At 58.6% G+C, this 25,038-nt stretch carries 21 protein-coding genes; 15 read left to right on the top strand and 6 right to left on the bottom strand.

What is annotated here, in order from left to right:
- The first annotated feature begins 10 nt into the window (after positions 1 to 10).
- The 11 genes from AB5Y73_RS11775 to tldD all read left to right on the top strand — a co-directional run bounded on the left by AB5Y73_RS11775 (position 11) and on the right by tldD (position 16,476).
- The gene (locus AB5Y73_RS11775; RefSeq protein WP_107682265.1) at positions 11 to 436 is read left to right on the top strand and encodes an MSHA biogenesis protein MshP; all 426 of its coding nucleotides are present in this window, start codon (positions 11 to 13) and stop codon (positions 434 to 436) included.
- 137 nt (positions 437 to 573) lie between these two features.
- Positions 574 to 4,995 carry a DUF6701 domain-containing protein gene (locus AB5Y73_RS11770; RefSeq protein ID WP_185900091.1) on the top strand — a complete coding sequence of 1,474 codons (4,422 nt, stop codon included), beginning with the start codon at positions 574 to 576 and terminating at the stop codon, positions 4,993 to 4,995.
- A gap of 204 nt (positions 4,996 to 5,199) precedes the next feature.
- Positions 5,200 to 6,240, top strand: a complete 1,041-nt coding sequence (locus tag AB5Y73_RS11765; protein WP_005340051.1) for a rod shape-determining protein — start codon at positions 5,200 to 5,202, stop codon at positions 6,238 to 6,240.
- Between the two features lie 42 nt (positions 6,241 to 6,282).
- Positions 6,283 to 7,173, top strand: coding sequence for a rod shape-determining protein MreC (mreC, locus tag AB5Y73_RS11760; protein ID WP_005340053.1), 891 nt, complete (start codon positions 6,283 to 6,285; stop codon positions 7,171 to 7,173).
- On the top strand, positions 7,173 to 7,658 hold the full coding sequence (gene mreD, locus AB5Y73_RS11755; RefSeq protein ID WP_005340054.1) for a rod shape-determining protein MreD: 486 nt from the start codon (positions 7,173 to 7,175) through the stop codon (positions 7,656 to 7,658). Before mreC ends, mreD begins: the two co-directional genes overlap by 1 nt.
- A 2-nt stretch (positions 7,659 to 7,660) precedes the next feature.
- Entirely contained in the window at positions 7,661 to 8,248 is a 588-nt protein-coding gene (locus AB5Y73_RS11750; protein ID WP_005340055.1) for a nucleoside triphosphate pyrophosphatase, read from the top strand.
- A gap of 95 nt (positions 8,249 to 8,343) precedes the next feature.
- The gene (gene rng, locus AB5Y73_RS11745) at positions 8,344 to 9,813 is read left to right on the top strand and encodes a ribonuclease G (RefSeq protein WP_005340056.1); all 1,470 of its coding nucleotides are present in this window, start codon (positions 8,344 to 8,346) and stop codon (positions 9,811 to 9,813) included.
- Positions 9,814 to 13,707 carry a YhdP family protein gene (locus AB5Y73_RS11740; RefSeq protein WP_162895412.1) on the top strand — a complete coding sequence of 1,298 codons (3,894 nt, stop codon included), beginning with the start codon at positions 9,814 to 9,816 and terminating at the stop codon, positions 13,705 to 13,707.
- Positions 13,708 to 13,741: 34 nt separating this feature from the next.
- Complete coding sequence (locus AB5Y73_RS11735; protein ID WP_107682225.1) at positions 13,742 to 14,062, top strand: Dabb family protein; 321 nt, start codon at positions 13,742 to 13,744, stop codon at positions 14,060 to 14,062.
- A gap of 25 nt (positions 14,063 to 14,087) precedes the next feature.
- Entirely contained in the window at positions 14,088 to 14,894 is an 807-nt protein-coding gene (locus AB5Y73_RS11730) for a carbon-nitrogen hydrolase family protein (protein ID WP_107682224.1), read from the top strand.
- Between the two features lie 133 nt (positions 14,895 to 15,027).
- Complete coding sequence (gene tldD / locus AB5Y73_RS11725; protein ID WP_026035085.1) at positions 15,028 to 16,476, top strand: metalloprotease TldD; 1,449 nt, start codon at positions 15,028 to 15,030, stop codon at positions 16,474 to 16,476.
- 132 nt (positions 16,477 to 16,608) lie between these two features.
- Here tldD and AB5Y73_RS11720 read toward each other — a convergent pair whose 3' ends face one another.
- The 3 genes from AB5Y73_RS11720 to AB5Y73_RS11710 form a co-directional block, all read right to left on the bottom strand.
- Complete coding sequence (locus tag AB5Y73_RS11720) at positions 16,609 to 16,812, bottom strand: hypothetical protein (protein ID WP_005340062.1); 204 nt, start codon at positions 16,810 to 16,812, stop codon at positions 16,609 to 16,611.
- 159 nt (positions 16,813 to 16,971) lie between these two features.
- On the bottom strand, positions 16,972 to 17,694 hold the full coding sequence (locus AB5Y73_RS11715) for a MarC family NAAT transporter (RefSeq protein ID WP_040069466.1): 723 nt from the start codon (positions 17,692 to 17,694) through the stop codon (positions 16,972 to 16,974).
- 138 nt (positions 17,695 to 17,832) lie between these two features.
- Positions 17,833 to 19,152 (bottom strand): MFS transporter, encoded by a 1,320-nt coding sequence (locus AB5Y73_RS11710; RefSeq protein ID WP_101531384.1) that lies wholly within the window; start codon positions 19,150 to 19,152, stop codon positions 17,833 to 17,835.
- A 166-nt stretch (positions 19,153 to 19,318) separates the two neighbouring features.
- On the opposite strand from AB5Y73_RS11710, the gene AB5Y73_RS11705 reads away from it, so the two are divergent.
- Both AB5Y73_RS11705 and aphA read left to right on the top strand, forming a co-directional pair.
- Positions 19,319 to 19,993 carry an ATP-binding protein gene (locus tag AB5Y73_RS11705; protein ID WP_107682223.1) on the top strand — a complete coding sequence of 225 codons (675 nt, stop codon included), beginning with the start codon at positions 19,319 to 19,321 and terminating at the stop codon, positions 19,991 to 19,993.
- Positions 19,994 to 20,099: 106 nt separating this feature from the next.
- Positions 20,100 to 20,819, top strand: coding sequence for an acid phosphatase AphA (gene aphA / locus AB5Y73_RS11700; RefSeq protein ID WP_005348672.1), 720 nt, complete (start codon positions 20,100 to 20,102; stop codon positions 20,817 to 20,819).
- 72 nt (positions 20,820 to 20,891) lie between these two features.
- Here aphA and AB5Y73_RS11695 read toward each other — a convergent pair whose 3' ends face one another.
- Positions 20,892 to 21,158: a hypothetical protein gene (locus AB5Y73_RS11695; protein ID WP_005348674.1), complete on the bottom strand. Its 267-nt coding sequence runs from the start codon at positions 21,156 to 21,158 to the stop codon at positions 20,892 to 20,894.
- 169 nt (positions 21,159 to 21,327) lie between these two features.
- Here AB5Y73_RS11695 and AB5Y73_RS11690 point away from each other — a divergent pair, with 169 nt between their 5' ends.
- Positions 21,328 to 22,149: an HDOD domain-containing protein gene (locus AB5Y73_RS11690; RefSeq protein ID WP_019446506.1), complete on the top strand. Its 822-nt coding sequence runs from the start codon at positions 21,328 to 21,330 to the stop codon at positions 22,147 to 22,149.
- 128 nt (positions 22,150 to 22,277) lie between these two features.
- Complete coding sequence (locus AB5Y73_RS11685) at positions 22,278 to 22,775, top strand: GNAT family N-acetyltransferase (RefSeq protein WP_107682222.1); 498 nt, start codon at positions 22,278 to 22,280, stop codon at positions 22,773 to 22,775.
- A gap of 156 nt (positions 22,776 to 22,931) precedes the next feature.
- On the opposite strand, the gene AB5Y73_RS11680 is transcribed toward AB5Y73_RS11685, so the two are convergent.
- Positions 22,932 to 23,108 carry a hypothetical protein gene (locus AB5Y73_RS11680; protein WP_005340085.1) on the bottom strand — a complete coding sequence of 59 codons (177 nt, stop codon included), beginning with the start codon at positions 23,106 to 23,108 and terminating at the stop codon, positions 22,932 to 22,934.
- 506 nt (positions 23,109 to 23,614) lie between these two features.
- Positions 23,615 to 24,892, bottom strand: coding sequence for a sodium:proton antiporter (locus AB5Y73_RS11675; protein ID WP_118854341.1), 1,278 nt, complete (start codon positions 24,890 to 24,892; stop codon positions 23,615 to 23,617).
- Positions 24,893 to 25,038: the final 146 nt, after the last annotated feature.

Genomic DNA, 25,038 nt, shown 5'->3' with positions numbered 1-25,038 from the left:
CAGTGCCTTGATGATCGCCCTGTTTGTGATTGTGGTGATGGCACTGCTGGCGGCTGCCATGGGCCGTTTTCTGGTCGATAGCGGCGAGAAAAATACGGTGGAGGTGCGCAGCGTGCGGGCTCTGCTGGCCGCCCAGAGCGGGCTGGAAGTGGCTCTCTATCGGTTGTTCCCCAAGCGCACGCTTGCCCAACCGATCCCACCTGCGGTCTGTCTGGCAAGCAGCCCACTGAGCTTTGCCGGCAATCCAGGGCTGACCAACTGTCAGGCTGTGGTTCGTTGCGCCACGGTGCCGGTGACCTATAACGGATCTGTGACCAATGGCTATCGTCTCGAGAGTGTCGGAACCTGTGGCAGCTCGGACCTTAACAGTGCCAACCCGGATTTTGCCGTGAGCCGAACCCTGATGGTCGAAGCTTATGATGGAGGAGCGCCATGAATCGTGATGGCGATGATGTCGGTTGTGTTAGTCACTTCTGGCTGGAGTGGTTATCGCTGTTTCAGTGCAAGTCATTCGCCTGCACTTTGTACTGACGATCGATATTGCGGCAGATGATACAAGTGGAGAGGAAAGTGATGGATTTTAAATGGCTGGTTGGTTTATTACTTTTCTGCGGTACAGCTGTGGCGCAACAATATAATTTATCCATCAATCAATACCCACCATGTAATACCACATGGCAAAAGTCAGGAAATGTTTACACCTGTACTGGTGGTAATGGTCAGGTAACATTAAACGACGGTGATGTGATTGTCGCTAGTCAAGATTCAACGCTGAGTGCAGATGCCGGGATTTCTCTCACGAATAACAAGATTGGCAGTGCCTCAAGTAGAATAAACCTTAAGGCTAGTTTTGGTGGAATTGTATCCCAAGGATATCAAAACACCATATATGGTGATGTTTTAGCTGGTAGCTCAAATATTACACTGAACAATATCTACTTATACGGAAGTATTACTACCAGTGGGAACGTGTCACTAAACTCTGGAGTTGTTCAGGGAGATATCACCAGTAGTAGTAACTCTGTCAGTGTGACTAATGTGCAGTTATCAGGAGATATCAGTGCAAATAGTTCGTTGACGATATCTGGCGGAACTTATAGTGGTAATATTACCATGCGCTCAAATAATCCAGTGACGTTCAACTCAGTTAATATGACTAGTGGAAGTGTCTCTGGGGCTAGCTCTTTTAATGCAACAGGTAGCCAACTGGGATCTCAGGGAAGTCCTGTCATTATCTCGACCACATCAAATAATATCACTGTTACCAATTCTACGGTTTATGGCAATCTGACTGCTGCAACAAATAATGCCGGTGGGGTGGTGAATGTCAACAATAGCTCTGTGACCGGTACTTGCCTACCAGTGTCAAATCCGGTAAATGCTTGTGTCCCGGCACCTGTTGCCTTGTATCAGCTTGAAGAGAGTAAGTGGACTGGTGTTGCAGGAGAAGTCAAAAACGCTGTTGCTGATGTGCTACATGGTCGCGCCATGAGGGGCGCGAAAACCAATACTGTGTCGCCTGCATTACCTGCAAACGCGAATAATCTTGGCACTTGTGGTTATGGTGAGTTTACTGGCAGCAGTAATCAATATATTGAAGTGCCACATGACGCTCGCCTGTCATTTTTAAATCAGTTAACTGTTTCTGCTTGGGTATATCCGGTAAGTCTGCCATCGGCTGGAAATTTGTATTCTATCGTGTCAAAAGATGGCAACTATGAGTTTCATCTAGATAGTCAAGGCAGAGTGTTCTGGTATTGGGAAAGAAGTTCTGGCGTGAACCAGACACTGACAACAAACACCAGAATACCGTTAAATACATGGTCCCATATAGTCATTCGCTATGATGCAATGGCTGCTAACAATCAACGTCAAAAAATATATATCAATGGCGTCGCTGATACGGTTAAAGGTAATGATGCAAACTCATTAAGAACAAATACACAAAATTTGGAGATTGGCCGCGATTATATCGATAGTCGCAGCTTTAATGGACGAATTGATGAGGTTGCTATTTATGGTTTGGCCTTGTCTGACTCTCAGATAGCTGAGTTATATAGTCAACGTCATCCCTGTGGTGGCTCGACATTGATTTGTGAGACCGATAACTTCTCCCAGCCGCTCGGTGATAGGTGGGCCGTCAAGCAGAGTGCTGGCGGATTTATACCATCCATTACGGCAGACCGACGTTTACGGATGACCCAAGCCAGCACGGGACAAGCAACCTCCGCGACTTATCAGCGGTTATTTCCTGCTGCTGGCAATCTGGTGACGCTGACATTTAATCACTACGCCTATGGTGGCACGAGCACTGGTGCAGATGGCATGACAGTTGTGCTTTCTGACGCGTCGGTGACGCCACAGCCAGGTGCTGCTGGGGGGCCCTTGGGTTATGGCCATTATCAACCGAGTAACTCACCTGGATTTGCTGGTGGTTGGCTCGGATTTGGTTTGGATGAATATGGCAACTTCTCATCCTTTGGGGGGGGGGGAAGTGTGGGCTATCGCCCGCAATCGGTTGTCGTGCGTGGCTCGGGATCCAATTTTTCCGGATATAACTATCTGCGAGGCACCTGTAATAACGGAACTACCAATGTTAATACCAGTTGCTTGAGTCCAAAGGTAGATGGTAACGGTAGCGCCAACCATCGTTACCGTCTGACGATTGATTCACGAACCAGTGGGCGAGCGATGGTCAAAGTAGAGCGTGATACGGGAAACGGGTTTACCTCTCTTATCGATTCGTTTGATGCGCTGGATCCTGCATTGGGCCAAAGTCCATTACCGCAAGACTTTTATGTGTCATTGACAGGTTCTACAGGTGCCCTGACCAATATTCACGAACTCGATAACGTAGAAATATGTGCGCTGAAATCAAGAGAGGTAGGCGTTCAGGTAGATCATTTCGAGTTGCAGTACTCGGGTCAACCTCTGACCTGCAATCCGGAAGAGATCACTATCAAGGCGTGTGCAAATCCAGATTGCAGTCTGCTGATTACCGAACAAGTTGCTGTTTCCTTGTTGCCACAGAGTCTCCAGGATGGTGGTTGGTACCCATTGTCTGGTGCCAGCAATGTGAATGGCAATACGGTGACCTTTACCGGTGGAACGGGCAAAGTTTTGTTGCGTAACAATACTCAGACCCAAGTGACGTTGGGCGTGAACAATTCCGTTCCTGCTGTCAAACCACTGAGTGAAACCTTGTGCAAAGCTGGGGCCGGGACTCCCAGTACCGCAGCCTGTACCCTGAACTTTGCCGATAGCGGTTTCTTCTTTGATGTGCCTGATACTTATTCCAACCAGCCTCAGGATGTGACTATCAGTGCGGTCAAAAAAGACGACATTACCAAGCAATGTGTGCCCGGATTTACCGGCGTGAGGTCTGTCGGCTTTTGGGGAACGTACAACAATCCAAATACCAATAGCTTTGGTAGCAAGATCTCCATCGATGGCAACGCCATTGCAACTTATGCCGGCAGTGTTTCTTCACCAACACCAACCACCCTCAACCTGACTTTTGATACTCAGGGTAAAGCGACCTTGAAAAAAGTGACCTACCCGGATGCGGGTCAGATGCAGCTTTCAGCCAGTCATAATGGCAGTGGTGAGACGGCAGGTCTGGTTATGACGGGGTCCGACACGTTTGTGACACGTCCTGTCGGCTTGTGTATAACCCCTCCGCAAGGGGTCTGCGCGGCTGGTGACAGCAGTTGTCCAGTATTCAAAAAAGCAGGGGAAACGTTCCTGGTAGATATCAAGGCGATGGCCTGGGAGTCGGCCAATGATGGGGATATCTGCGTAGGGAATCAGACTACGCCCAACTTTGCCCTGCCCAATATTGCTCTGGGCAGTACGCTGGTGGCACCCAATCCGGGCACCAATGCAACGCTGGGTACTACCACCTATAGCCATGTGGCTGCGGCCAACAGTGCCAATAACGTTAGCCAGACTGTGAGCGAGGTGGGAGTGTTCCGGATGACGGCGACGCCACCAGCCAATGGCTACTTCAATTACACCATCCCATCAGCCCAGAGCCAGCCGGTGGGTCGCTTCATACCCTGGGATTACAGTTTGAGTAATGGTTTTATCACGCCTGCCTGCAATGCCTTTACATACATGAGCCAGCCCTTTGCCAGCGGTTTTGTCCTCACTGCACGCAATCTGCAGAAAGGGACGACACAGAACTATAAGGGGGCATTCGCTAAAGGTGTGGCTGAGATGGTGGCGGCTAATGCTTTGGATGGCATCGCGCGTGACAAGCGTATTACACTATCTCCCTCGCTCAGCTGGGCAAGTGGTATTGCGAGCGTTAATCAGCAGTCACCTTTCGGGCTGAATACCCGCTTTGATCGTGCAGCGAGTCCAGAAGCACCTTTCGCCACGTTGAGCTTTGGTATCAAAGTCGATGATAAGGATGGCGGCAATACACTGTTGGCTAATCCAAATATGAATACTGCTGTCGCTGGGACATGTTCCGGATCGGGATGTAATGCGGTGCTGCTGGGTACTCAAAAGCTGTTGTACGGCCGCCTGCAGGCTGGTACGGCGGCCGGCCTGGCCTCGGCGCCGCTGGCCATTCCACTGCAGATGCAATATTACGAAGGGGGCAACTGGCTGCAAAACAAGGAAGATAAATGTACCCAGCTCTCTTTGGCCAATCAGGGGTTCATTTTCCTCAATCCGAGTCACACCTTTGATGCGGCGACTCGCGAGCTGAATCTGGGAGCAGGTCGCAAGATAAAGCTGGGGTTGGGCAGTTCGGCACCGGGTGGGGATGCTGCACTGGCGAAAGATGGGGAGATCCTGTTCCACTTTGCCAAGCCGGACATCTCGGTGCGCATCCCCTACAAGGTCGAATTGGCAAAACAGCCGTCGCAGCCCCTCTGGTTGTCTGACCCAACGAGTGCCAATGACGGCAACCTGCAAGGTGAGGCCATTTTCGGCTCCAGCCGGGGTAATGACAGAATTATTTATCGGCGCGAAGTATTGCAGTAATTGATGTGTAAGGGGGGTTGGCTCAACAGCATCCCCCTAAATCCTTGTTTATTAGTGTTTGCAAGCGTGTGCGAGTGAGTGATGACTCGCATTTTTGTCGCGCCTGATTGATTGGCGACAGTTTGAGCGCTTGCCCATTGGGGTGGGCATTGGTAAAGTTAGCCGGTTTTCTGCACCTCCAAATTCTTAGGATTTCCCGTAGCCATGTTCAAAAAGCTCAGAGGCGTCTTTTCCAACGATCTGTCGATCGATTTGGGAACTGCCAACACCCTGATCTATGTAAAAGATCAAGGGATCGTCCTTAACGAACCCTCAGTTGTCGCCATTCGCCAAGAGCGCGGGAACGCCAAATCGGTCGCTGCTGTCGGTCATGCCGCCAAGCAGATGCTGGGCCGTACCCCGGGCAACATTTCCGCAATCCGCCCGATGAAAGATGGCGTGATCGCCGATTTCTACGTGACCGAGAAGATGCTGCAGCACTTCATCAAGCAGGTTCACGACAACAACTATTTCCGCCCCAGCCCGCGCGTGCTGGTGTGTGTACCGTGCGGTTCAACCCAGGTTGAGCGTCGCGCCATCAAGGAGTCCGCACTGGGCGCCGGTGCCCGTGAGGTCTACCTGATCGACGAGCCTATGGCTGCTGCCATCGGTGCCGGCCTGCCGGTGTCCGAAGCGACCGGCTCCATGGTGGTTGATATCGGTGGTGGTACCACTGAAGTGGCCATCATCTCCCTGAACGGTGTGGTCTACTCCCAGTCCGTCCGTATCGGTGGCGACAAGTTTGACGAGGCGATCATCAGCTACGTTCGTCGCAACTACGGCAGCCTGATCGGTGAAGCCACTGCCGAGCGCATCAAGCACGAGATCGGCTCCGCCTATCCGGGCGAAGAGGTGCGCGAGATTGAAGTCCGTGGCCGCAACCTGGCTGAAGGTGTACCGCGCAGCTTCACTCTCAACTCCAACGAAATCCTGGAAGCGCTGCAAGAGCCGCTGTCCGGTATCGTGGCTGCCGTCATGGTGGCGCTGGAGCAGTCTCCGCCGGAGCTGGCTTCCGACATCTCCGAGCGCGGCATGGTGCTGACCGGTGGTGGCGCACTGCTGAAAGATATCGACCGTCTGCTGATGGAAGAGACCGGCATTCCTGTCGTCGTGGCCGAAGATCCCCTCACCTGTGTGGCCCGTGGCGGCGGCAAGGCGCTGGAGCTGATCGATATGCACGGTGGCGATCTGTTCCACTACGAATAAGACCCAAAGCCGGCCAGCGTGCCGGCTCTTTTTTGACGACCCATGAAACCCATTTTTGGTAGAGGCCCTTCGCTTCAGTTACGGTTGTTTCTCGCCGTCATCATCTCCATCGCTGCCATCGTCGCGGATTCCCGCTTCGGTGTGTTTACCCACGTCCGCGTCTACCTCAGTTCGTTAGTCAGTCCCCTGCAATACATGGCCAATGCGCCGGGTACCCTGCTCGACACCATGTCGACCCAGGTGCAGACCCGCGCCGATCTCATCGAGCAGACCAAACAGCAGGAGCAACAGCTGTTTACCCTGCGTGCCCGTCTGCTCAAAATGGATCAGCTGGAACACGAGAACCAGCGGCTGCGTGAGCTGCTGGGTTCGCCGGTGCACAAGGAGTCCCGCAAGATGGTAGCCGAGCTGCTGTCGGTGGATTCCGACCCCTTCAGCCATCAGGTGCTGATCAACAAGGGGGCGCTGGATGGCGTCTACAACGGTCAGGCGGTGATCAACGATCAGGGTGTGATTGGTCAGGTGCTCCACGTGGGCTCCACCACCAGTCGCGTGCTGCTGATCACCGACTCCAGCCACGGCATTCCGGTGCGGGTACTGCGCAACGACTTGCGCGCCATTGCCTCCGGCAGTGGCGAGCTCGACAAGCTTGAGCTGCGCAACCTGCCGCGCAACACCGATATTCAGGTGGGTGACCTGCTGGTTACCTCGGGTCTGGGTGGCCGTTTCCCGGAAGGCTATCCGGTGGCGACTGTGACCCGCTCCGAGTATGTGGAAGGCAAGCCCTTCGCCCAGGTCGAGGCCAAGCCGCTGGTGGAGCTGGACAGACTGCGTTATCTGCTGCTGCTGTGGACCGACAAGAAGCCTGAGGTACATGATGAGGATGGCGAACGGGCGGCTCCCGCTGCGTCCGCCGCAGGAGCCACCCGCTAATGCTAGAACCCGCCAGCGGCAGGATCTGGATCTGGATCTCGATCCTGCTGGCCTTGAGCCTGTCGATCCTGCCGCTTCCTTTTGAATTTGACCCCTTCCGCCCGGACTGGCTGGCCATGGTGCTCATCTACTGGGCGCTGGCCTTGCCGCACCGGACCAACGTCGGCACCGCCTGGGTGGCGGGCCTGCTGCTGGATGTGCTGCTTGGCAGCACCCTCGGCGTGCGGGCGATGGCGATGGCCATCACCACCTATCTGGCGGCCTTCCAGTTCCAGAAGATCCGCAACTTCTCCCTCTGGCAGCAGGCGCTGATCATCGGTGGCCTCTCGCTGGTGGGTAAAATGACGGTATTCTGGGCCGAGCATCTGTTCAGCCAGGCCAGTCTCAACTTCTCCTACTTTTGGTCGACGTTGACGACGATGCTAATATGGCCCTGGGTGTTTCTGGTGCTGCGCAAGGTGCGGCGCCGCTTCAATATCAGGTAAATATGAACAAAAACAACGAACCACAACTCTATCTCGCCTCGGCTTCTCCCCGTCGCCGTGAACTGCTGACCCAGATTGGCTACCGCTTCGAGGTGCTGAAACTGGATGTGCCCGAGCAGCGGGAAGAGGGTGAAAAGGCGCAGGATTATGTCTGCCGCCTCGCCCGTGACAAGGCGATGGCGGGCGTGGCGTGTGCGCCGACGGCGTTGCCGGTGCTGGGTGCCGACACCATAGTGGTGCTGGGCGACCGGGTACTGGAGAAACCGTCCGACCTGCTGGATGCCAAAGATATGCTGGAGTCCCTCTCCGGCAAAGTGCATCAGGTGATGACGGCGGTGGCGCTGGCCAGCAAGGATCGTTGTGACGTGCGTCTGGTCACCACCAACGTGGCGTTTCGCAAGCTGGACGAGGCCGAGATCGAGGCCTACTGGCAGACCGGTGAGCCCTGTGACAAGGCCGGGGCTTATGGCATTCAGGGTATTGCCGGCAAGTTTGTCAGCCGCATCGAAGGGAGCTATAGCGCCGTGGTCGGCCTGCCCCTGCTGGAGACAGACTTGCTGATCAAGCATCATCTGGAACAGCTCAAATAATTTCCCGTCAGCTGTGCTCTGCTGCGTTTCTCCCTTGCGCGCGTTGTACCGGATTGGCTCTATAGAATTCAAAACTGGAACAGGCAAGGTTACTTATGTCGGTAGAACTGCTGGTTAACGTTACCCCCTCCGAAACCCGGGTCGCTCTGGTCGAAAACGGTCTGCTGCAGGAAGTGCATGTAGAGCGTCAGGCCAAACGCGGCATCGTGGGCAATATCTACAAAGGCAAGATCAGCCGGGTACTCCCGGGCATGCAGGCGGCCTTCGTCGATATCGGCATGGACAAGGCGGCCTTTTTGCATGCCTCCGATATCGTCCCCCACACCGAGTGTGTGGCGGTGAAGGAGAAGGAGCAGTTCCAGGTCGGCAACATCGCCGAGCTGGTGCGTCAGGGGCAGGACATCATGGTGCAGGTGGTGAAAGATCCGCTGGGCACCAAGGGGGCCCGTCTCACCACCGACATCACCCTGCCATCCCGCTATCTGGTCTTTATGCCGGGCAGTGCCCACGTCGGCGTCTCCCAGCGTATCGAGTCGGAAGCCGAGCGCGAGCGCCTCAAGCGCACCGTGGCCGGTTATGTGGACGAGCTGGGTGGCTACATCATTCGCACCGCCGCCGAAGGGGTGGGGGAGCAGGAGCTGGAGCAGGATGCAGCCTTCCTTAAGCGTCTGTGGCGCAAGATCCTCGAGCGCAAGCAGAAGTATCCACCCTGCAAGATCCTCTACGAGGATCCCAGCCTGGCATTCCGGGTGGTGCGCGACTTCGTCGGTGCCGAGCTCGACAAGATCCGCGTTGACTCCCGCCAGAGCTTCGATCAGCTCAAGCGCTTCACCGAAGAGTACGTGCCGGAGCTGGCCAGCAAGCTGGAGTACTACCCCGGCGAGTCGCCCATCTTCGATCTTTACGACGTGGAGAACGAGATCCAGCGGGCGCTGGAGCGCAAGGTGGAGCTGAAATCCGGCGGCTACCTCATCATCGACCAGACTGAAGCCATGACCACGGTGGATATCAACACCGGCGCCTTTGTCGGCCATCGCAATCTGGAAGAGACCATCTTCAACACCAACGTCGAGGCGACGGCGGCCATCGCCCGCCATCTGCGCCTGCGCAACCTCGGTGGCATCATCATCATCGACTTCATCGACATGCAGTCGGAAGATCACCGCCGTCGGGTGCTGCACAGCCTGGAGCAGGCGTTGTCCAAGGATCGCGCCAAGACCAACGTTAATGGCTTCTCCCAGCTCGGCCTGGTGGAGATGACCCGCAAGCGCACCCGCGAGAGTCTGGAGCATGTGCTCTGCTCCGAGTGCCCCGAGTGCAAGGGGCGCGGCCGGGTCAAGACGGTGGAGTCGGTCTGCTTCGAGATCCTGCGGGAGATCATCCGGGTCAATCGTGCCTATGATGCGGATCAGTTCACCGTCTACGCAGCCCCGGCCGTGGCCGACTACCTCCATGGCGAGGAGTCCCACAGTCTGGCTGAGCTGGAAGTGTTCATCGGCAAGCAGGTGCGGGTAGTGAGCGAACCCCTCTGCGGTCAGGAGCAGTTCGACGTGGTGATGATGTAATTGGTCTATCGCTGGCTGAGTCGGGGCTGGTTGGCCCTGGGGGTCCTGTTCGTACTGATGGCCATGCTGGTCACCTTGGTACGGGTCGGGGGCCCTTTGCTGAATCAATACCGGGAGAGTCTGATCCACACTCTGCTGGGCAATTCACAACTCAAGGTCAGCGTGGAGCAAGTGGGGCTGGACTGGACACAGTCCGGGCCCGCCCTCGAACTGCAGCAACTCGCCATCGCCCCGGATTCGGGGCGTTTTGCCGTACAGCTCGGCAAAGCCTGGGTGCATCTCGACTTCTGGCGCACCATTAACGAGCTCAAGCCGGTGTTTGGCGAGCTGATCCTGAGCGATGGCGATATCACCATCGACTTGCGCCAACCGGCTGACGAGAGCCCCTCCGGCGATCCCCAGCAGGGCGCCCTGCTGCGCTTTCTGCTGACCCAGCTCTCTACCTTCGATGTGCACAACACCCGTCTCAGCGTCACCACGGCGTTAGGCGACATGCGGGCGCTCGATATCGCCCAACTGCGCTGGCAGAACCGTGGCAAGCGCCATCAGGGGGTCGGCAAGGCTTACCTCATCAACGGGGTGGGCGAGAGCACCCTCGATCTGATTCTGGATGTGGACGCCCCGACTGCCCGGCTCGATCGCCTCAAGGGGCAACTCTATCTGGGGGCCCGCCAGCTCGATATCACCCCGACCCTGGCCAAAATCCATGCGGGCGAACCCAAGGTTGCCGGTCAGCTCGACTTCCAGCTCTGGAGCGAGTTTGACAGCGGCAAGCTGGGCAATACCCTGCTGGCGTTTGGCAACAATTACCTGATCTGGAAGGATCCCAAGAAAGGGGAGATGCACCGCTTCGGCCTCGATGGCGGCAAGATCCAGCTGCGCCGTGAGGGCACCGACTGGCAACTGGCGAGCCATAACGTCACCTTCAAGCTGGATGGCAAGCCCTGGTTGCAGAGCCGCTTGCAGCTGGAGCGGATCGGGGATCGGGTGCAGGGCTATCTGCCCAGCATAGAGTTCGACAAGATCACCCAGATCAGTCAGCTGGTCTCGGCGCTCTACCCCACACTCTGCGAGACCCTGCGCCAGACCAATCCGCAGGGTTCGGTGCAGGAGCTGACGCTGCTGGCCAATGCCGATTGGCAGGATCTCTCCCTCAGTGGCCGCTTCAGCAAGGTGCGCCTCAAGGCGTGGCAGGATATACCCGGGATGCAGGATCTCAACGGCGAGTTCTGGCTTACCCCGACCGGCGGTAGCGCCAGATTGGCGCTGGCGAACGACAAGGTGGATCCCGCCCGTCACTTCAAGGAGCCAATCCCGGTCGACCACTTCTCGGCCCGCCTCGACTGGTGGCGCGAGGAACAGGGCTGGGTGCTCTACGGGCAGGATATCGCGCTGGATAACCCGGATCTGACCCTGGCCAGCCGTTTCCGCCTCGATTTGTTCGAGCACCCTTTCCTGGCCCTGACCGGCCGCATCGATGTGAAGAACGCGGGCCATGCGGATCGCTACTTCCCGCTGCAGGCGATGGACAAGGGGCTGGTGGATTACCTGAGCGGCGCCATCAAGGGGGGCAAGGCCAAGGGGGCCGACCTGCTCTGGTATGGCGAGTTCAGGGACTTTCCCTACGACAACGGCAAGGGCATCTTCCAGGTGGCTGTGCCCCTCGAGCGGGCCACCTACGAGTTCTTCCCCGGTTGGCAACCGCTCACCGACCTGCAGATCGACCTGTTGTTCCAGAATGCCGGTCTCGATATGCGCAGCCGATCCACCAAACTCGGCAAGGCGAGCTCCGACTCGGTGCATGCCTGGATCCCGGATCTCTCCCCCGGTGCCCACCTCTATGTGGATGCCAAGGTGCAGGGGGAGGGCAAGGCCATCAGCGACTACCTGCAGGACTCTCCGCTGGGCAGTTCGGTAGGTCAGGCGCTGCGAGAGATCGAGATCCGCGGCCCGATGGCAGGATCGGTCAAGCTCGATATTCCTCTCGATGGCGAGAGCGAGGTCAAGGCGAGCGGCGATGCCACCTTCAGCAACAACAAGGTGCGGGTCGCCAGTCTGGATCTGCCGCTGGAGAAGGTGCAGGGGCGGCTTGAATATGACAACCAGCAGACCCGTTTCAACAACCTCAAGGCGAGCCTGTGGAACCAGCCGCTGACCCTCGACTATCAGGGGCGCCAGCATCCGGATCACTATCAGGTCGACCTCGATTTCAAGGGGCAGTGGGATAGTCGCCGCCAACCCGCCGCCATCTCTTCATTCGGCATTCTCAACGGCCGCAGTAACTGGGGCGGCAAGCTCGGGTTGACCCTGCCCGACAGCAAGCCGTTCAGTTTCCAGCTGGCGCTCGACTCCAACCTGCAGGGGATGGCGCTGGATCTGCCGCTGCCGCTGGCCAAGAGTAGCGCCAGCCGGCTGCCGCTCAAGGTGATTGCCCGTGGCCGGGATGGCAGCGCCGACATTCGCGCCGTACTGGGGGCTGATGTGGATATGCAGACCCGGCTGGTCTACGGCGAAGGGGTGCCTTATCTCAGCCGGGTGCGGGTCGATGTGGGTCAGCCGGGCGCCCGGGTGCTGCGCGATGCCCCCATGCTGCTTGCCATCAACCAGCAGGAGGCCGATGTCGGCGGCTGGCTGGCGCGACTCAAGCAGTGGCTGCCAGCGCAGAACCAGACCGGCAATGCGGTGGTCGGCCCCGCCTTCCTGCCACAGGAGTGGTGGGTGGATGGGCAGCTGGCTCGCGCCTATATCGGCAGTGCCACCCTCAAGGCGGCGCGTTTCACCGTGGGGCCGACCAATCAGGCGACCGAGGTGATGATCGATAGCCCCGATGTGATGGGGGTGATCCGCCTGCCCGTAGTGGCCAATCGGCCGGTGGATGCCAAGTTTGCCCGCATCTACTGGTCCGGCAAGAGTTCGGATCTCAGCCCGGATCCCGATGCGAAGCAGGATAATGCCATCATGGCCTCCATCCCCTGGCTGACATTCAGCTGTGTCGATTGCCGCTTTGGCGCATTGCCGCTCGGCGAAGTGAAAGGGGAGCTGGTGCCCGGCGCCAACAAGGTGACCCTCAAGGGGCTGGATGTGCGGCTGGCGGGGAGTCAGCTCACCGGCAGCGTCGACTGGCTGGCCGATGGCAACCGGATGCAGACCCGCACCCGTGGCAAGCTGACCAGCAACAACAGCGAGCTGCTGCTCAAGCGGCTCGGCTACACCTCGCCCATCGGCGATGCCCCCGGCTCCCTCGCTTTTGATCTGAACTGGCAGGATGTGCCCTATCGCCCGAGCCTGCCGACTCTGGGGGGAAGTGCCAACTATCAGCTGGAGGGTGGCACCCTGCGGGAGGTCAACGACAAGGGAGCACGGCTGCTCTCCCTGCTCAGTCTCGACTCCCTGCTGCGCAAGCTGCGGCTCGATTTTCGCGATGTGTTCGACAAGGGCTTCTACTTCGAATCCATGTCCGCCTCTGCCACCATCAAGCAGGGGCAGGTCAGCAACGATGATTTCTATATGAAGGGGGCGGCAGGCAACCTGCGCGGCGAGGGGATCGCCGATCTGGTGCGCTGGCGGCTCGACTACGAGCTGAGTTTTTCCCCCAATCTGGGGGGCACCCTGCCGGTGGTGGCGGCTTTCTCCATCACGCCGGTCACGGGTCTCTATGTGCTGGCCCTCTCCAAACTGCTGGAGCCGGTAGTGGATGTGGTGACCCGCATCGATTTTCGCATCTCGGGCCCGCTCGACGCACCCAAGCTGATCGAGGCGGGGCGAGATCGCGCACGCATCAAGCTCAACCAGCAGCAGAAAGAGGCGGTTGACGCCGTTGCCCCCGGCCTGCCGACTCAAGAGGTGACCCCTTTCCTGCTGAGCCCCAAACACGCGGGGCCCGCTCAGCGCTGAACGAGCGGCACGACACCATCACAAGGAGTGAGCCATGATCCGACATATCCTGCTGATCGCCTTCAAGCCGGGCACCCAGCCTGCCCAGATAGATGCGGTGCGTAACGCTTTTCTCGCCATTCCCCATCAGGTCAGCGGCGTGACCGCCGTGGAGTGGGGGGAGAATGACAGCCCGGAGGGGAGGGATGGTGGCTTTACCCACAGCGTACTGATGACCTTCGCCGACGAAGCGGCCCGCCAGCGCTATCTGCCCCACCCGGATCACGATGCCCTCAAGGCCATCTTCCGCCCGGTGCTGGAGCGCATCATAGTGCTGGATTACACCCTGCAGCCCGGGGATGCTGTCACCGTCTGATGGCCCAAGCGACAAGGAGAACGTCATGTGGTTAGCCGCAATACAGTTGGTATCAGGTCGTCACTGGCAGGATAACCGGGAGCAGATCGTCGCCGAGCTGGCGGCCTTGCCCAAAGAGCGGCCGCTACTGGTGCTGTTGCCTGAGAACTTTGCCCTGTTTGGCGAACGGCAGGGTTATCTGGATGGGGCCGAGGCCATAGGTGAGGGCCCGCTCCAGCAGCAACTGGCTGAATGGGCCCGCGATTATGGCATCTGGCTGGTGGCCGGGGCTATGCCGACCACCATCGCAGATTCCGATCATATCCACACCAGCTCGCTGGTGTTTGACCCCAGCGGTGAGCTCAGGGGCCACTACCACAAGATCCACCTGTTCGACGTGGATGTGGCGGATAATCACGGTCGCTACCGTGAGTCCGAGACCTTCAGCCCGGGGGAGGCGCCTGTGTTGGTGGACTCTCCCTTTGGTCCCCTCGGCCTCTCGATCTGTTATGATTTGCGCTTTCCCGAGCTCTACCGCCAGTTGGCCCGTGCCGGTGCCCGCGTGCTGCTGGTACCCGCCGCCTTTACCGCCGTGACCGGCGAGGCGCACTGGGAGCCGCTGCTGCGGGCTCGCGCTATCGAAAACCAGTGCTACGTAGTCGCTGCCAATCAGGGCGGCACTCACGAGACAGGGCGCCAGACCTGGGGCCACAGCATGGTGATCGACCCCTGGGGTCGGGTGCTGGCGAGCAAAGAGTCTGGGCGCGGCACTGTGCTGGCGCAGATGGAGCCCGGGCTTATCGATGAATTGAAATGTACCATGCCAGTGCTGCAACACGCCCGTTTGCTCTGATGGTGTGGTGAAAAATTGAAACGCAGCCGTTTGCCCGTGCTGGAGCATGCCCGTTTGTTGTGATGGTGCGGCTTGTTGCCAACCCGTCGGCAAGACGATTTAAAACAGCTCGTTACGAGAGTGGAGAAAAAGATTGAGTCTATTGAGCCAGGTTAGTGCCTCCCTGTTGGCCCCGAACGACCTCGACGAAGGGCGCCTGCAGCAGCTGCTCGGCAGCCTGATGAGCCATCAGGTCGAGTTCGGCGATCTCTATTTCCAGCGCAGCTGGCACGAGTCCTGGATGCTGGAAGATGGCATCGTCAAGGATGGCAGCTACAACATCGATCAGGGGGTCGGGGTGCGTGCCGTCAGCGGCGAGAAGACCGGCTTCGCCTACTCGGACGAGCTGAGCCTGCTGGCGCTGCAACAGTCGGTGACTGCCGCTCGCGGCATCGCCGCTGCCGGTGCTCACGGCAAGGTGAAGGCATGGGCCCGCACCGAAGCGAACCTGCTCTATCCGGCCATGGATCCGCTGCAGACCCTCGACAAGCACCAGAAGATCGCCCTGCTGGAGCAGATGGACAAGTTCGCCAGAAGTCTGGATCCCGCTATCAATCAGGTGATGGCCTCCATCAGCGGCGTTTACGAAGAGGTGCTGGTGGCAGCCACCGACGGCACCCTGGCCGCGGATGTGCGCCCGCTGGTGCGTCTGTCGGTGACCGTGATCGCCGAGAAGGGTGATCGCCGCGAGCGTGGCAGTGCCGGTGGCGGCGGCCGCTTTGGTTACGACTGGTTCCTCGAACTGGACGGGCTGGAGAGCCGCGCCTTTGGCTATGTGCGTGAAGCTGTGCGTCAGGCGCTGGTCAATCTGGAAGCCATCGACGCGCCAGCCGGTACCATGCCGGTGGTGCTGGGCTCCGGCTGGCCCGGCGTGCTGCTGCACGAGGCGGTGGGCCACGGTCTGGAGGGGGATTTCAACCGCAAGGGATCTTCCGCATTTGCTGGCCGCATCGGCGAGCAGGTGGCCTCCAAGCACTGTACCATCGTCGATGATGGCACCCTGCCGGGTCGGCGCGGCTCCGTCTCCATCGATGACGAGGGGACACCGGGTGGCTACAACGTGCTGATCGAGAACGGTATCCTCAAGGGGTATCTGCAGGACAAGCAGAACGCCCGTCTGATGGGGGTGCCGCTGACCGGCAATGGGCGCCGCGAATCCTACGCCGCCATGCCGATGCCGCGCATGACCAACACCTACATGCTGGCGGGTCAGTACGATCCGGCCGAGATCATCGCCTCGGTGAAGAAGGGCATTTATGCCCCCAACTTCGGCGGCGGTCAGGTGGACATCACCTCCGGCAAGTTTGTCTTCTCCGCCTCCGAGGCCTACCTCATCGAGGATGGCAAGATCACCGCTCCCATCAAGGGGGCGACCCTGATCGGCAACGGCCCCGAAGCGATGAGCCAGGTCTCCATGGTGGGCAGCGATCTTGCGCTGGATCGCGGTGTCGGCATCTGCGGCAAGGAGGGACAGAGCGTGCCGGTCGGTGTCGGCCAGCCCACCCTCAAACTGGACCAGCTCACCGTGGGTGGCACTTCGTAGGTTTTGGTTAGCCGCGCAACGGCGTAACCCGACGCATTCAAACCCCGGCCCTTGCCGGGGTTTTGCTATTCAGGGGATCGCAGACAACAAAAAGCCCCGGTCGTTGGACCGGGGCTGGCGGGTTATTCGGTATCAGTTGACGGATATGGCGCGGGCGTCGATGAAATAGCGAGCGTTACCCTGTTTGTCGATCTGGATTTTGGCAACCAGCTGCTCTTGATCTTTATATTCCCAGCGTTGCTCGATCTTGGCGAGGGATGGGCTCGCAATCCCAACCACGTTCAGGTACTCGTGAAACAGGCTATGGCTCCCTATTTCGGTCAGCATCTTGTCCATCTGCATACTCTCCTGAAGTTGAGTGGGTATTCATCAACAAACCTATCAGCGTCCATCTGAATACAGTCTGTATGAAAAACAAACTAACTCATTTGTGTGTCAATAACATGATCAGGGACAAGATCAGTGCAGATCGTCAGGGACTTTTTGATACCGTTTTCAATCAGAGCCGGTGGGCTTCTGCGGCAACTGATCAAACGTGCCGGAAGCCTTCGGTAGCGCCGGTGCGGTTTGCACGGCTTGGCCGTTGTGGAAGACCGGATCCTGCGCCACTTCCTTGATGCCGTTGATGCAAAACTGCATACCCATGCAGACCAGCAGGAAGCCCATGATGCGGGTCATGGCATCGATGCCGGTGGCGCCCAGGATCTTGCAGACCGGATCCGCCAGCTTCAATACCCCCCAGCTGATCAGGCTCATCAGGGCAAACGCCGTTACTACACCGGCGTAGATGGTGAGGCGGTTGTACTCGTCAGGCAGCTCGGCAATCTGGGCTGCCCCGCTTATTACCAGTGCCATGGTACCTGGCCCGCACATGCTGGGCATGGTGAGCGGTACGAAGGCAATGCTCTGGTTGATATCGACCCCGCTCTGCTGGCTGGGGGCGGGGAACAGCATGCGAAAGCCGATAAAGCCGATGATGAGGCCACCGGCCAGACGCAAGCCCGGAATGGAGATCCCGAACAGATCCAGGATCGAGGATCCGATAAAGAAGGTGATGCAGAGGGTGCAGAACAGATAGATGGCGGCCAGATTGACCTGACGGCGCACGTGTTCGCGCGACATCCCCTTGCTCAGTCCCAGCAGCAGGGTGGCCGTGGTGGGCGGGTTGACCATGGGCAGCAGCGCCAGCAAGGTGAGTAATACGACCTGAAAGAACATCTTGAGCCTCGGATAAAGAGTTGGAAGCCATGGGGCGATGCGGGTGGCAGGCCCCAGAGGGAGGCTATCTTATGCTGGCGAAACTGAACATAAGCAGTACAAAAAAGCCCCGGCAGATGCCGGGGCGTGTTGTTCGGGTCAGGCCGCTTGCGGTGCTTGCTGTTGCCGGATGGCCCGTTGCTGGAACCAGAGCCAGAGACCGATGGCGAAACCCAGCACCGACAGGCTCACTACATAGTGGGAGGGGGCCAGCATGTCGCTCTTCATCCAGAGGGTCACCGCCATCGGGGTGAGGCCGCCGAAGATGGCGTAGGCCACGTTGTAGGAGAATGACAGACCGGAGAAGCGCACCACCGGCGGGAAGGCGTTGACCATCACGTAAGGCACGGCGCCGACAATCCCGACCGCAAAGCCCGCCAGCATATAGAGCGGCACCAGCTGGCTCGTACCGGCCGCCAGACCGTGATAGAAGGCGTAGCTGGAGCCCGCCAGCAGCAGGGAGCCGAACATGAAGGTGAGACCGCTGCCCAGCAGGTCGATCAGCCGACCATAGACGATGCAGCCGAGTGTCAGGGCCACGATGGCCAGCGAGTTGGCGGTCAGGGCGTCGGCCGGGCTGATGCCATAAACCTTCTGCAGATAGGTGGGGGTCATCAGGATCACCACCACGATACCGGCGGAGAGCAGCCAGGTGAGCAGCATGGAGACCACCACGCTGCTCTTGTGGTTGCGCAGTACCGACTTGAGGGGGAGTTCGTCAGCCAGGGTCTTGTTGGCTTTCATCTCGGCGAAGACCGGGGTCTCGTGCAACCAGCGACGCAGGTACATGGCGACGATGCCGAAGATACCGCCCAGCAGGAAGGGCACTCGCCAGCCCCACTCGCTCACTTCGGCCGGGGTCAGGCTCTTGTTGACCGCAGTGGCGATCAGGGAGCCGAGTAGGATGCCTGCCGTCAATCCCGCCGTGAGTGTGCCGCAGGCGACCCCGACTCGACGGGCAGGGACGTGCTCGGCGACAAATACCCAGGCGCCGGGCACTTCACCGCCGATGGCGGCGCCTTGCAGGATCCGCAGTCCCAGCAGGGCGATGGGGGCGCCGATGCCGAGCACCGCATAGGTGGGCAGCAGACCGATCAACAGGGTTGGCAGCGCCATCATGATGATGCTGAGGGTGAACATCCGCTTGCGACCGATGAGATCGCCAAAGTGGGCCATGATGATGCCGCCAAGCGGGCGGGCCAGATAACCGGCGGCGAAGATGCCGAAGGTCTGGAACTGGCGCAGCCACTCGGGAATGTCGGCCGGGAAGAACAGCTCGCCGATGACCACGGCGAAGAAGACGAAGATGATGAAGTCGTAAAACTCCAGCGCGCCGCCGAGGGCAGCCAGACTCAGGGTTTTGTAATCCTGTCGATTGAGGGGGCGGGCGTGATCGTGCTGTTGTATGGTCGTGGTCATATCCGTATGTTTCCCATCGGTTTTTTTAGTTATTGTCACCCCGTGCAAGGGGCATATACAGGTGATCGAGAGTATGCTGCCTGCCTCTTGTGTGTAAATCGCGCAATTCGCAACACTGTCTTGCATCTTTTTGGGGCAATCCGAATGCCCCGCTGGCGGAGGAATGATGGAAAAGAAACGGGTACTGCTCTCCTGGAGCAGCGGCAAGGATTGCGCATGGGCACTGCATCAGTTGCGGCAAGATCCCGCCATCGAGGTGGTGGGGCTGTTTACCACCCTCAATCAGGCATTCGAGCGGGTGGCGATGCACGGGGTGCGCAAGCAGCTGTTGACCGAGCAGGCCGCCTGCGTCGGGCTGCCCCTCATCACCATCGATCTGCCCTGGCCCTGCAGCAACGAGGATTACGCCCGCATCATGACCGGCTTTATCGCCGATGTGGTGGCACAGGGGATCCGCCATATGGCCTTTGGCGACTTGTTCCTCGAGGATGTGCGCGCCTACCGTGAAAAGCAGCTGGCAGGCACCGGCATCGAACCACTGTTCCCGCTGTGGGGCAGCAATACCCGTGAACTGGCACCGCAGATGGTGGCCGCTGGGTTGAAGGCGCGGATCAGTGCTCTCGACCCGAACAAGCTGGATGCCAGCCTGGGTGGTCACGATTTTGACGAGGCACTGCTGGCGGCACTGCCGGAGGGCGTTGACCCATGCGGTGAGAACGGCGAGTTTCACACCCTGGCCTATGATGGCCCCATGTTCTCCCGTTCGCTCGGCATTCGGGTCGGCGAGACAGTGCTGCGTGATGGCTTTGTCTTTACCGATTTGCTGCCAATCAAGGATTAATTATCGGGCGTCAAATGCTCCCTTTTGCAGGAGTATTCACAGATTTGAGGGGCGGGATGGGGGCACTATTGGCCCCCTCTTTTGATTGAAGATGACAAACTGCCTTATGAAACATTTCTCTCGTCCGGCGCTGCTTGCCTCCTTGCTGGCTGCCGCCCTCTCTCTGCCTGCTGTGGCGGGTCAAGCCGCTACCGTTCAGCCAATCCCTGCCGGTGTCACCACCGTCACCTTGGCCCAGCAGGCGCCGATCCACTGGGTGTCGGTGGAGCAGATTGCCAAGAGTCTTGATGGATTGCCCCCGATGGCGGTCGGGTTTGATATCGACGATACCCTGCTCTTCTCCAGCCCGGGCTTCTATCGCGGCAAACAGGAGTTCTCGCCCAACGACGAGAGCTATCTGAAGAACCCCGCCTTCTGGGAGAAGATGAACAATGGCTGGGATGCGTTCAGCATGCCGAAAGAGGTGGGCAAGGCGCTCATCGCCATGCATCTCAAGCGCGGTGACCACATCTATTTCGTCACCGGCCGCTCGGCCACCAAGACCGAAACCGTGAGCCAGACCCTGCAGCAGACCATGAATATTCCGGCCGACCAGCTCAATCCGGTGATCTTCGCCGGTGATCAGCCGGGCCAGAACACCAAGGTGCAGTGGCTCAAGGATAAGCAGATGAAGCTCTTCTACGGCGACGCCGATGGGGATATCAAGGCGGCGCAGGAGGTCGGCATTCGCGGCATTCGTCTGCTGCGGGCCGCCAACTCCAGCTATCGGCCACTGCCGTTGGCAGGGGCGCTGGGGGAAGAGGTGATCATCAACTCCCAGTTCTGATCCGGAGCGGATCCATGCAAAAGGGCGGGGCCATTGGCACCCGCCCTTTTTGCATCCGTCATCCAGCTCGGGTCAGTCGTCTGCCCACGGCATCTCGGGCAGGCTGTCGAGGAACTCGCCGTAACGGGTCAGATTGAAGGGGCCCTGATCGGCCTCCATCGCCATCAGCTCGGCACCGAGGGCGCAGGCGATATATTGCAGCGCCTCTTCCCGCGGGGTGCCCTTCATCACCAGTCTCATCAAGGTAGCTTTCACGTGGGGCGGGTGACCGTCGTTGAGCTGGTTCTCCACCATCTCCAGCAGCGCGTCTTCGTCAAAAAATTCCTGAGTGTCGTTCATGGGATATCCGCAACAGTGAATGTGGCGGCCAGTATAGCCTGAATGGGGCTAACACCTTGAACGGCCTGCGAATAAACAATCCGATGGGGAGGCCATTTGTTACCCATAATTAGGAGGAGTTTGCCAAGGCAAACAGGTTGGAACACAGATAACATGGATGGACACGCCTATGCCCACGATAGATTCCCTGCTGGCCGAGCCCAAGCTACTGCCCCAGATCCCGGAAGTGATGCGCGATTTGATCCAGACCTTCAATGAAAAGGATCCGGATCTGCTCAAGATCAGCAAGTTGATCAACAAGGACCCTGTCATCTCCGCCAAGTTGCTGCGGCTGGCCAACTCGGCCAAATTCGGCAGTAGTCGTCAGATCGGCACCGTCAATGAAGCCGCGGTGCGGCTGGGGTTGGCGATGGTGCGCAACATGGTGCTGGCCTGCGGGCTCACCGAGTCGGTCACTGCGGTGCCCGGCATTGACCTCAAACATTTCTGGGGCTGCGTCTTCAACGTGGCGGAGCTGGCGCGTCGTCTGGCGGTGAAGAAGGGGATGAAAGGGGATGAGGTCTTTACCTGCGCCCTGCTCTACGATCTCGGCCGCTTGGTGATGCACGTAGGCTTGCCGGAAAACACAGTCCACCACATTCACGATCTGGAGTTGCACAAGGGACGGGCCAAGGCGGAAGAGCTGGTGGTCGGCTTCAACTATGCCCAGGTCGGGGCGGCCATGGCACGTTACTGGAAGTTCCCCGAGACCATCAGCAATGCGGTGGAGTATCACTACAACCCCATGCTGGCCAAGGAGTTCTCTCCCGAGGCCGGGTTGATCCATCTGGCGATCGTGCTGGCTGCGCAATCCGATGTGGGGGAAGAGGCGCCACCCGAGTGGCCCCACAAGGTGGCAGATGCACTGGGGCTGAGCTGGGCCGATTGTGCCGCCCAGTTCACTGCACTGCGCGAGCAGGGTAATGGCTACGCCGGGTTGCTGGCTGCCTGAGCCCGTTTATCCCATCTCATCAGGGGCCAACGCGGCCCCTTTTTCATGGCCGATGGCGCCACAGGCTTGCCAGCCCGGGAGTGACGGGGCACTCTTTGCCCTTCACTTTCCGTTTGAGAGCCCTTGCCATGATTGCCTCCTCCCGCCTGATCCTGCGCGAAATGATCGCCACCGACGCCCCCTTCATCCTTGAGCTGCTCAATGACGGCGACTTTTATCGTTACATCGGTGATCGGGGCATTCGCACCCTGGAGCAGGCGCAGGAGTATATCCAGCAGGGGCCGGCGGTCAGCTATGCCCGTTATGGTCACGGACTCTATCTGGTGGAGCGCAAGGAGGACGGTGCCAGCCTCGGTATCTGCGGTCTGATCAAGCGCGACACCCTGGAGCGGGTCGATATCGGTTACGCCTTCCTGCCGCAATATCGCGGTCAGGGCTACGCTATTGAAGCGGCGCAGGCCGCCCTTGCCGATGGCAAAAGCCGGTTGGGGATTGGGCAGGTAGTTGCCATCGTCACTCCGGGCAACGAGCGATCCATCGGCCTGCTGGCCAAGCTGGGGCTGGTGCGCAGTCGGCTGGTCAAGCTGAGCGAAGATGCCGATGAGTGCCTGCTGCTGGAGCAGTGATCAAGGTCAGAGAGCTGAAAAGCGAATGGCGAGGTAGCGGTCAGGCTGAGTGACAAGCAAGAGACTGGAGCTGGCTAAAGGCGGAGGGGGATAAGCAAAGAGGCCGCCGTGAGTTGCGGCCTATCTGCATCGGGCGCTGCCGGAGGGCAGGCAGGATCAGTTGAGGTCTTCGATGGAGAACTCGCCAGCGATACCATCACAGGAGATGGCGAAACCGCCGCTGAAGCGGGTGCTGAACTGGATCAGAAACGCATCATTGTCGTGCTCTTGCACAGGCAGGTTGATGGGTTTGCTGCGACGCAGGGGCTTGTGTGTTTGTACTGCTTTCATCATGGTATTTCTCTATATAAATTAGGTGTTTGCTCCTTGTATTGGCAAATGTCAGGTCAATGGGCGCGGTCGATTGGGTGAACGACAAGCGCGCAGGAATACCCAGCCCGGTTAAAGGGCGTCTGCACTTTCAAGGAATATGCTGATGCATAAATCAAATTGGGTGGGCAGATCGGGTCTGCACCGTGAGAGCCGGGCAACGCAGGCAGACAGCCTGACGGTTCTCAAGGCGAGTAAATCAGAAGAAGGTTATGCGGGTACTGGCAGGATTCATCGTGAGGTGAAGCATTGCAGGATAAACATAAACAGGGCTGATTAACTAGCCGGCGCGCATTCTCTCCTCGAAATGAATAAAAAGCAAACAATAATTTGCCGATGTTGAAGTCAGTACGCTTTTCCTCTGTGTAATCAAGGGGCTATCAGCAGCAAATATTCGCATCTATCCGCCATAAAAAGAGGGCTCCCGACGGGAGCCCTCTCTCATTCTGCAATCAGCCCGGTGGGCCGACTCAGTAGTCGCCACAGGCCTTCTTGGCGGCCGTGATCATCGGGGTGATGGTCATGCCTTGCACCACGATGGAGAACATCACCACCGAGTAGGTCATCACCAGGATGACCTCCCGCAGATCGACGCCGTGTTCCGGGATCATCATGACGCCGGAGGGGAGTGCCAGTGCCATCGCCATCGCCAGACCACCGCGCAGGCCACCCCAGGTGAGGATCCGTACCGAGAAGGTGTTGTAATTGCGGAATCGGCGGAAAGCCACATAGGGCAGCGACACACTGATAAAGCGGGCGCCCAGGCAGAGCGGCACCGCAATGACCAGCAGGATCCAGTCACGCCAGGCGAGATCCAGCAGTACCAGCGCCAGACCGATCAGCAGGAACAGCAGGGCGTTGAGGAACTGGTCCATCAACTCCCAGAAGTGATCCAGGTGATGGCTGCTCTGCTCGGAGAAGCCGGAGTGACGGGTCCAGTTGCCGATCATGATGCCGGTGACCACCATGGCCAGTGCGCCGGAGACGCCGATCATGTTGGCAAAAGCAAAGCCGGCGGTCGGGATGCAGAGGGTCAGCAGCAGCTCCAATGAACCGTCATCGGTGGCGCTGATCATCACGTGGGCGATGAGGCCCAGCACGGCGCCAAACAGGATGCCGCCGAGGGCTTCGTGCAGGAACAGACCGGCCACGCTACCGAAGGTGGGCTCGACACCGCCAAAGGCGACGGCAAACACGGTAGCGAAGATGACGAGGCCAACACCGTCGTTGAACAGGGATTCCCCTTCGATCTGGATGGAGATCTGGGGTGGCGCTTTCATCTTCTTGACGATGGCCAGTACGGCAATCGGGTCAGTGGGGGAGATCAGCGCGCCAAACAGCATGCAGTAGACCAGCGGCAACTCCCAGCCCAGCAGCTTGGCGATAAACCAGAAGCCGTAGCCGATGAGGAAGGTGGAGAGCAGGGTGGCAATGATGGCCAGAATGGTGATCTCCCACTTCTGGCTACGCAGCGCCTTGAGGTTGATGCCGAGGCCACCGGCGAACAGCAGGAAGCCCAGAATCCCCTTCAGCAGGAAGTTCTGGAAGTCGATGCTCTCCATGGTCTTGACGGCAAGAGGTTCCAGGTTGAACCAGCCCAGTTTGCCAAACAGCACCAGCAGTGCGGAGATCAGCATGGAGCCCGCAGTAATGGCGATGGTGGTCTGGATCTTCACAACATACTGGTTGGCAAAGGCGATAAAAATCGCCAACGCTGCCAGAAAACAGAGTGTGTAGTAGACGCTCATAGTTATTTTTTTCTCGTTGGTAGACAGCAAGCACGTATCCCTATGCAGGACGGGCATAGGTTACTCTCGGGCCCTATGTTACTCATTACCCATAAATGAGTATATGGTGGCGCATTTGGACTGATAGACGGCTAGATTTCCATTTT

Origin of the sequence: Aeromonas sp. s7(2024), assembly GCF_040907825.1 — a bacterium.
In the GTDB taxonomy this organism is placed as follows: domain Bacteria; phylum Pseudomonadota; class Gammaproteobacteria; order Enterobacterales; family Aeromonadaceae; genus Aeromonas; species Aeromonas veronii.
This window is presented reverse-complemented; position numbering and strand designations above follow the sequence as displayed.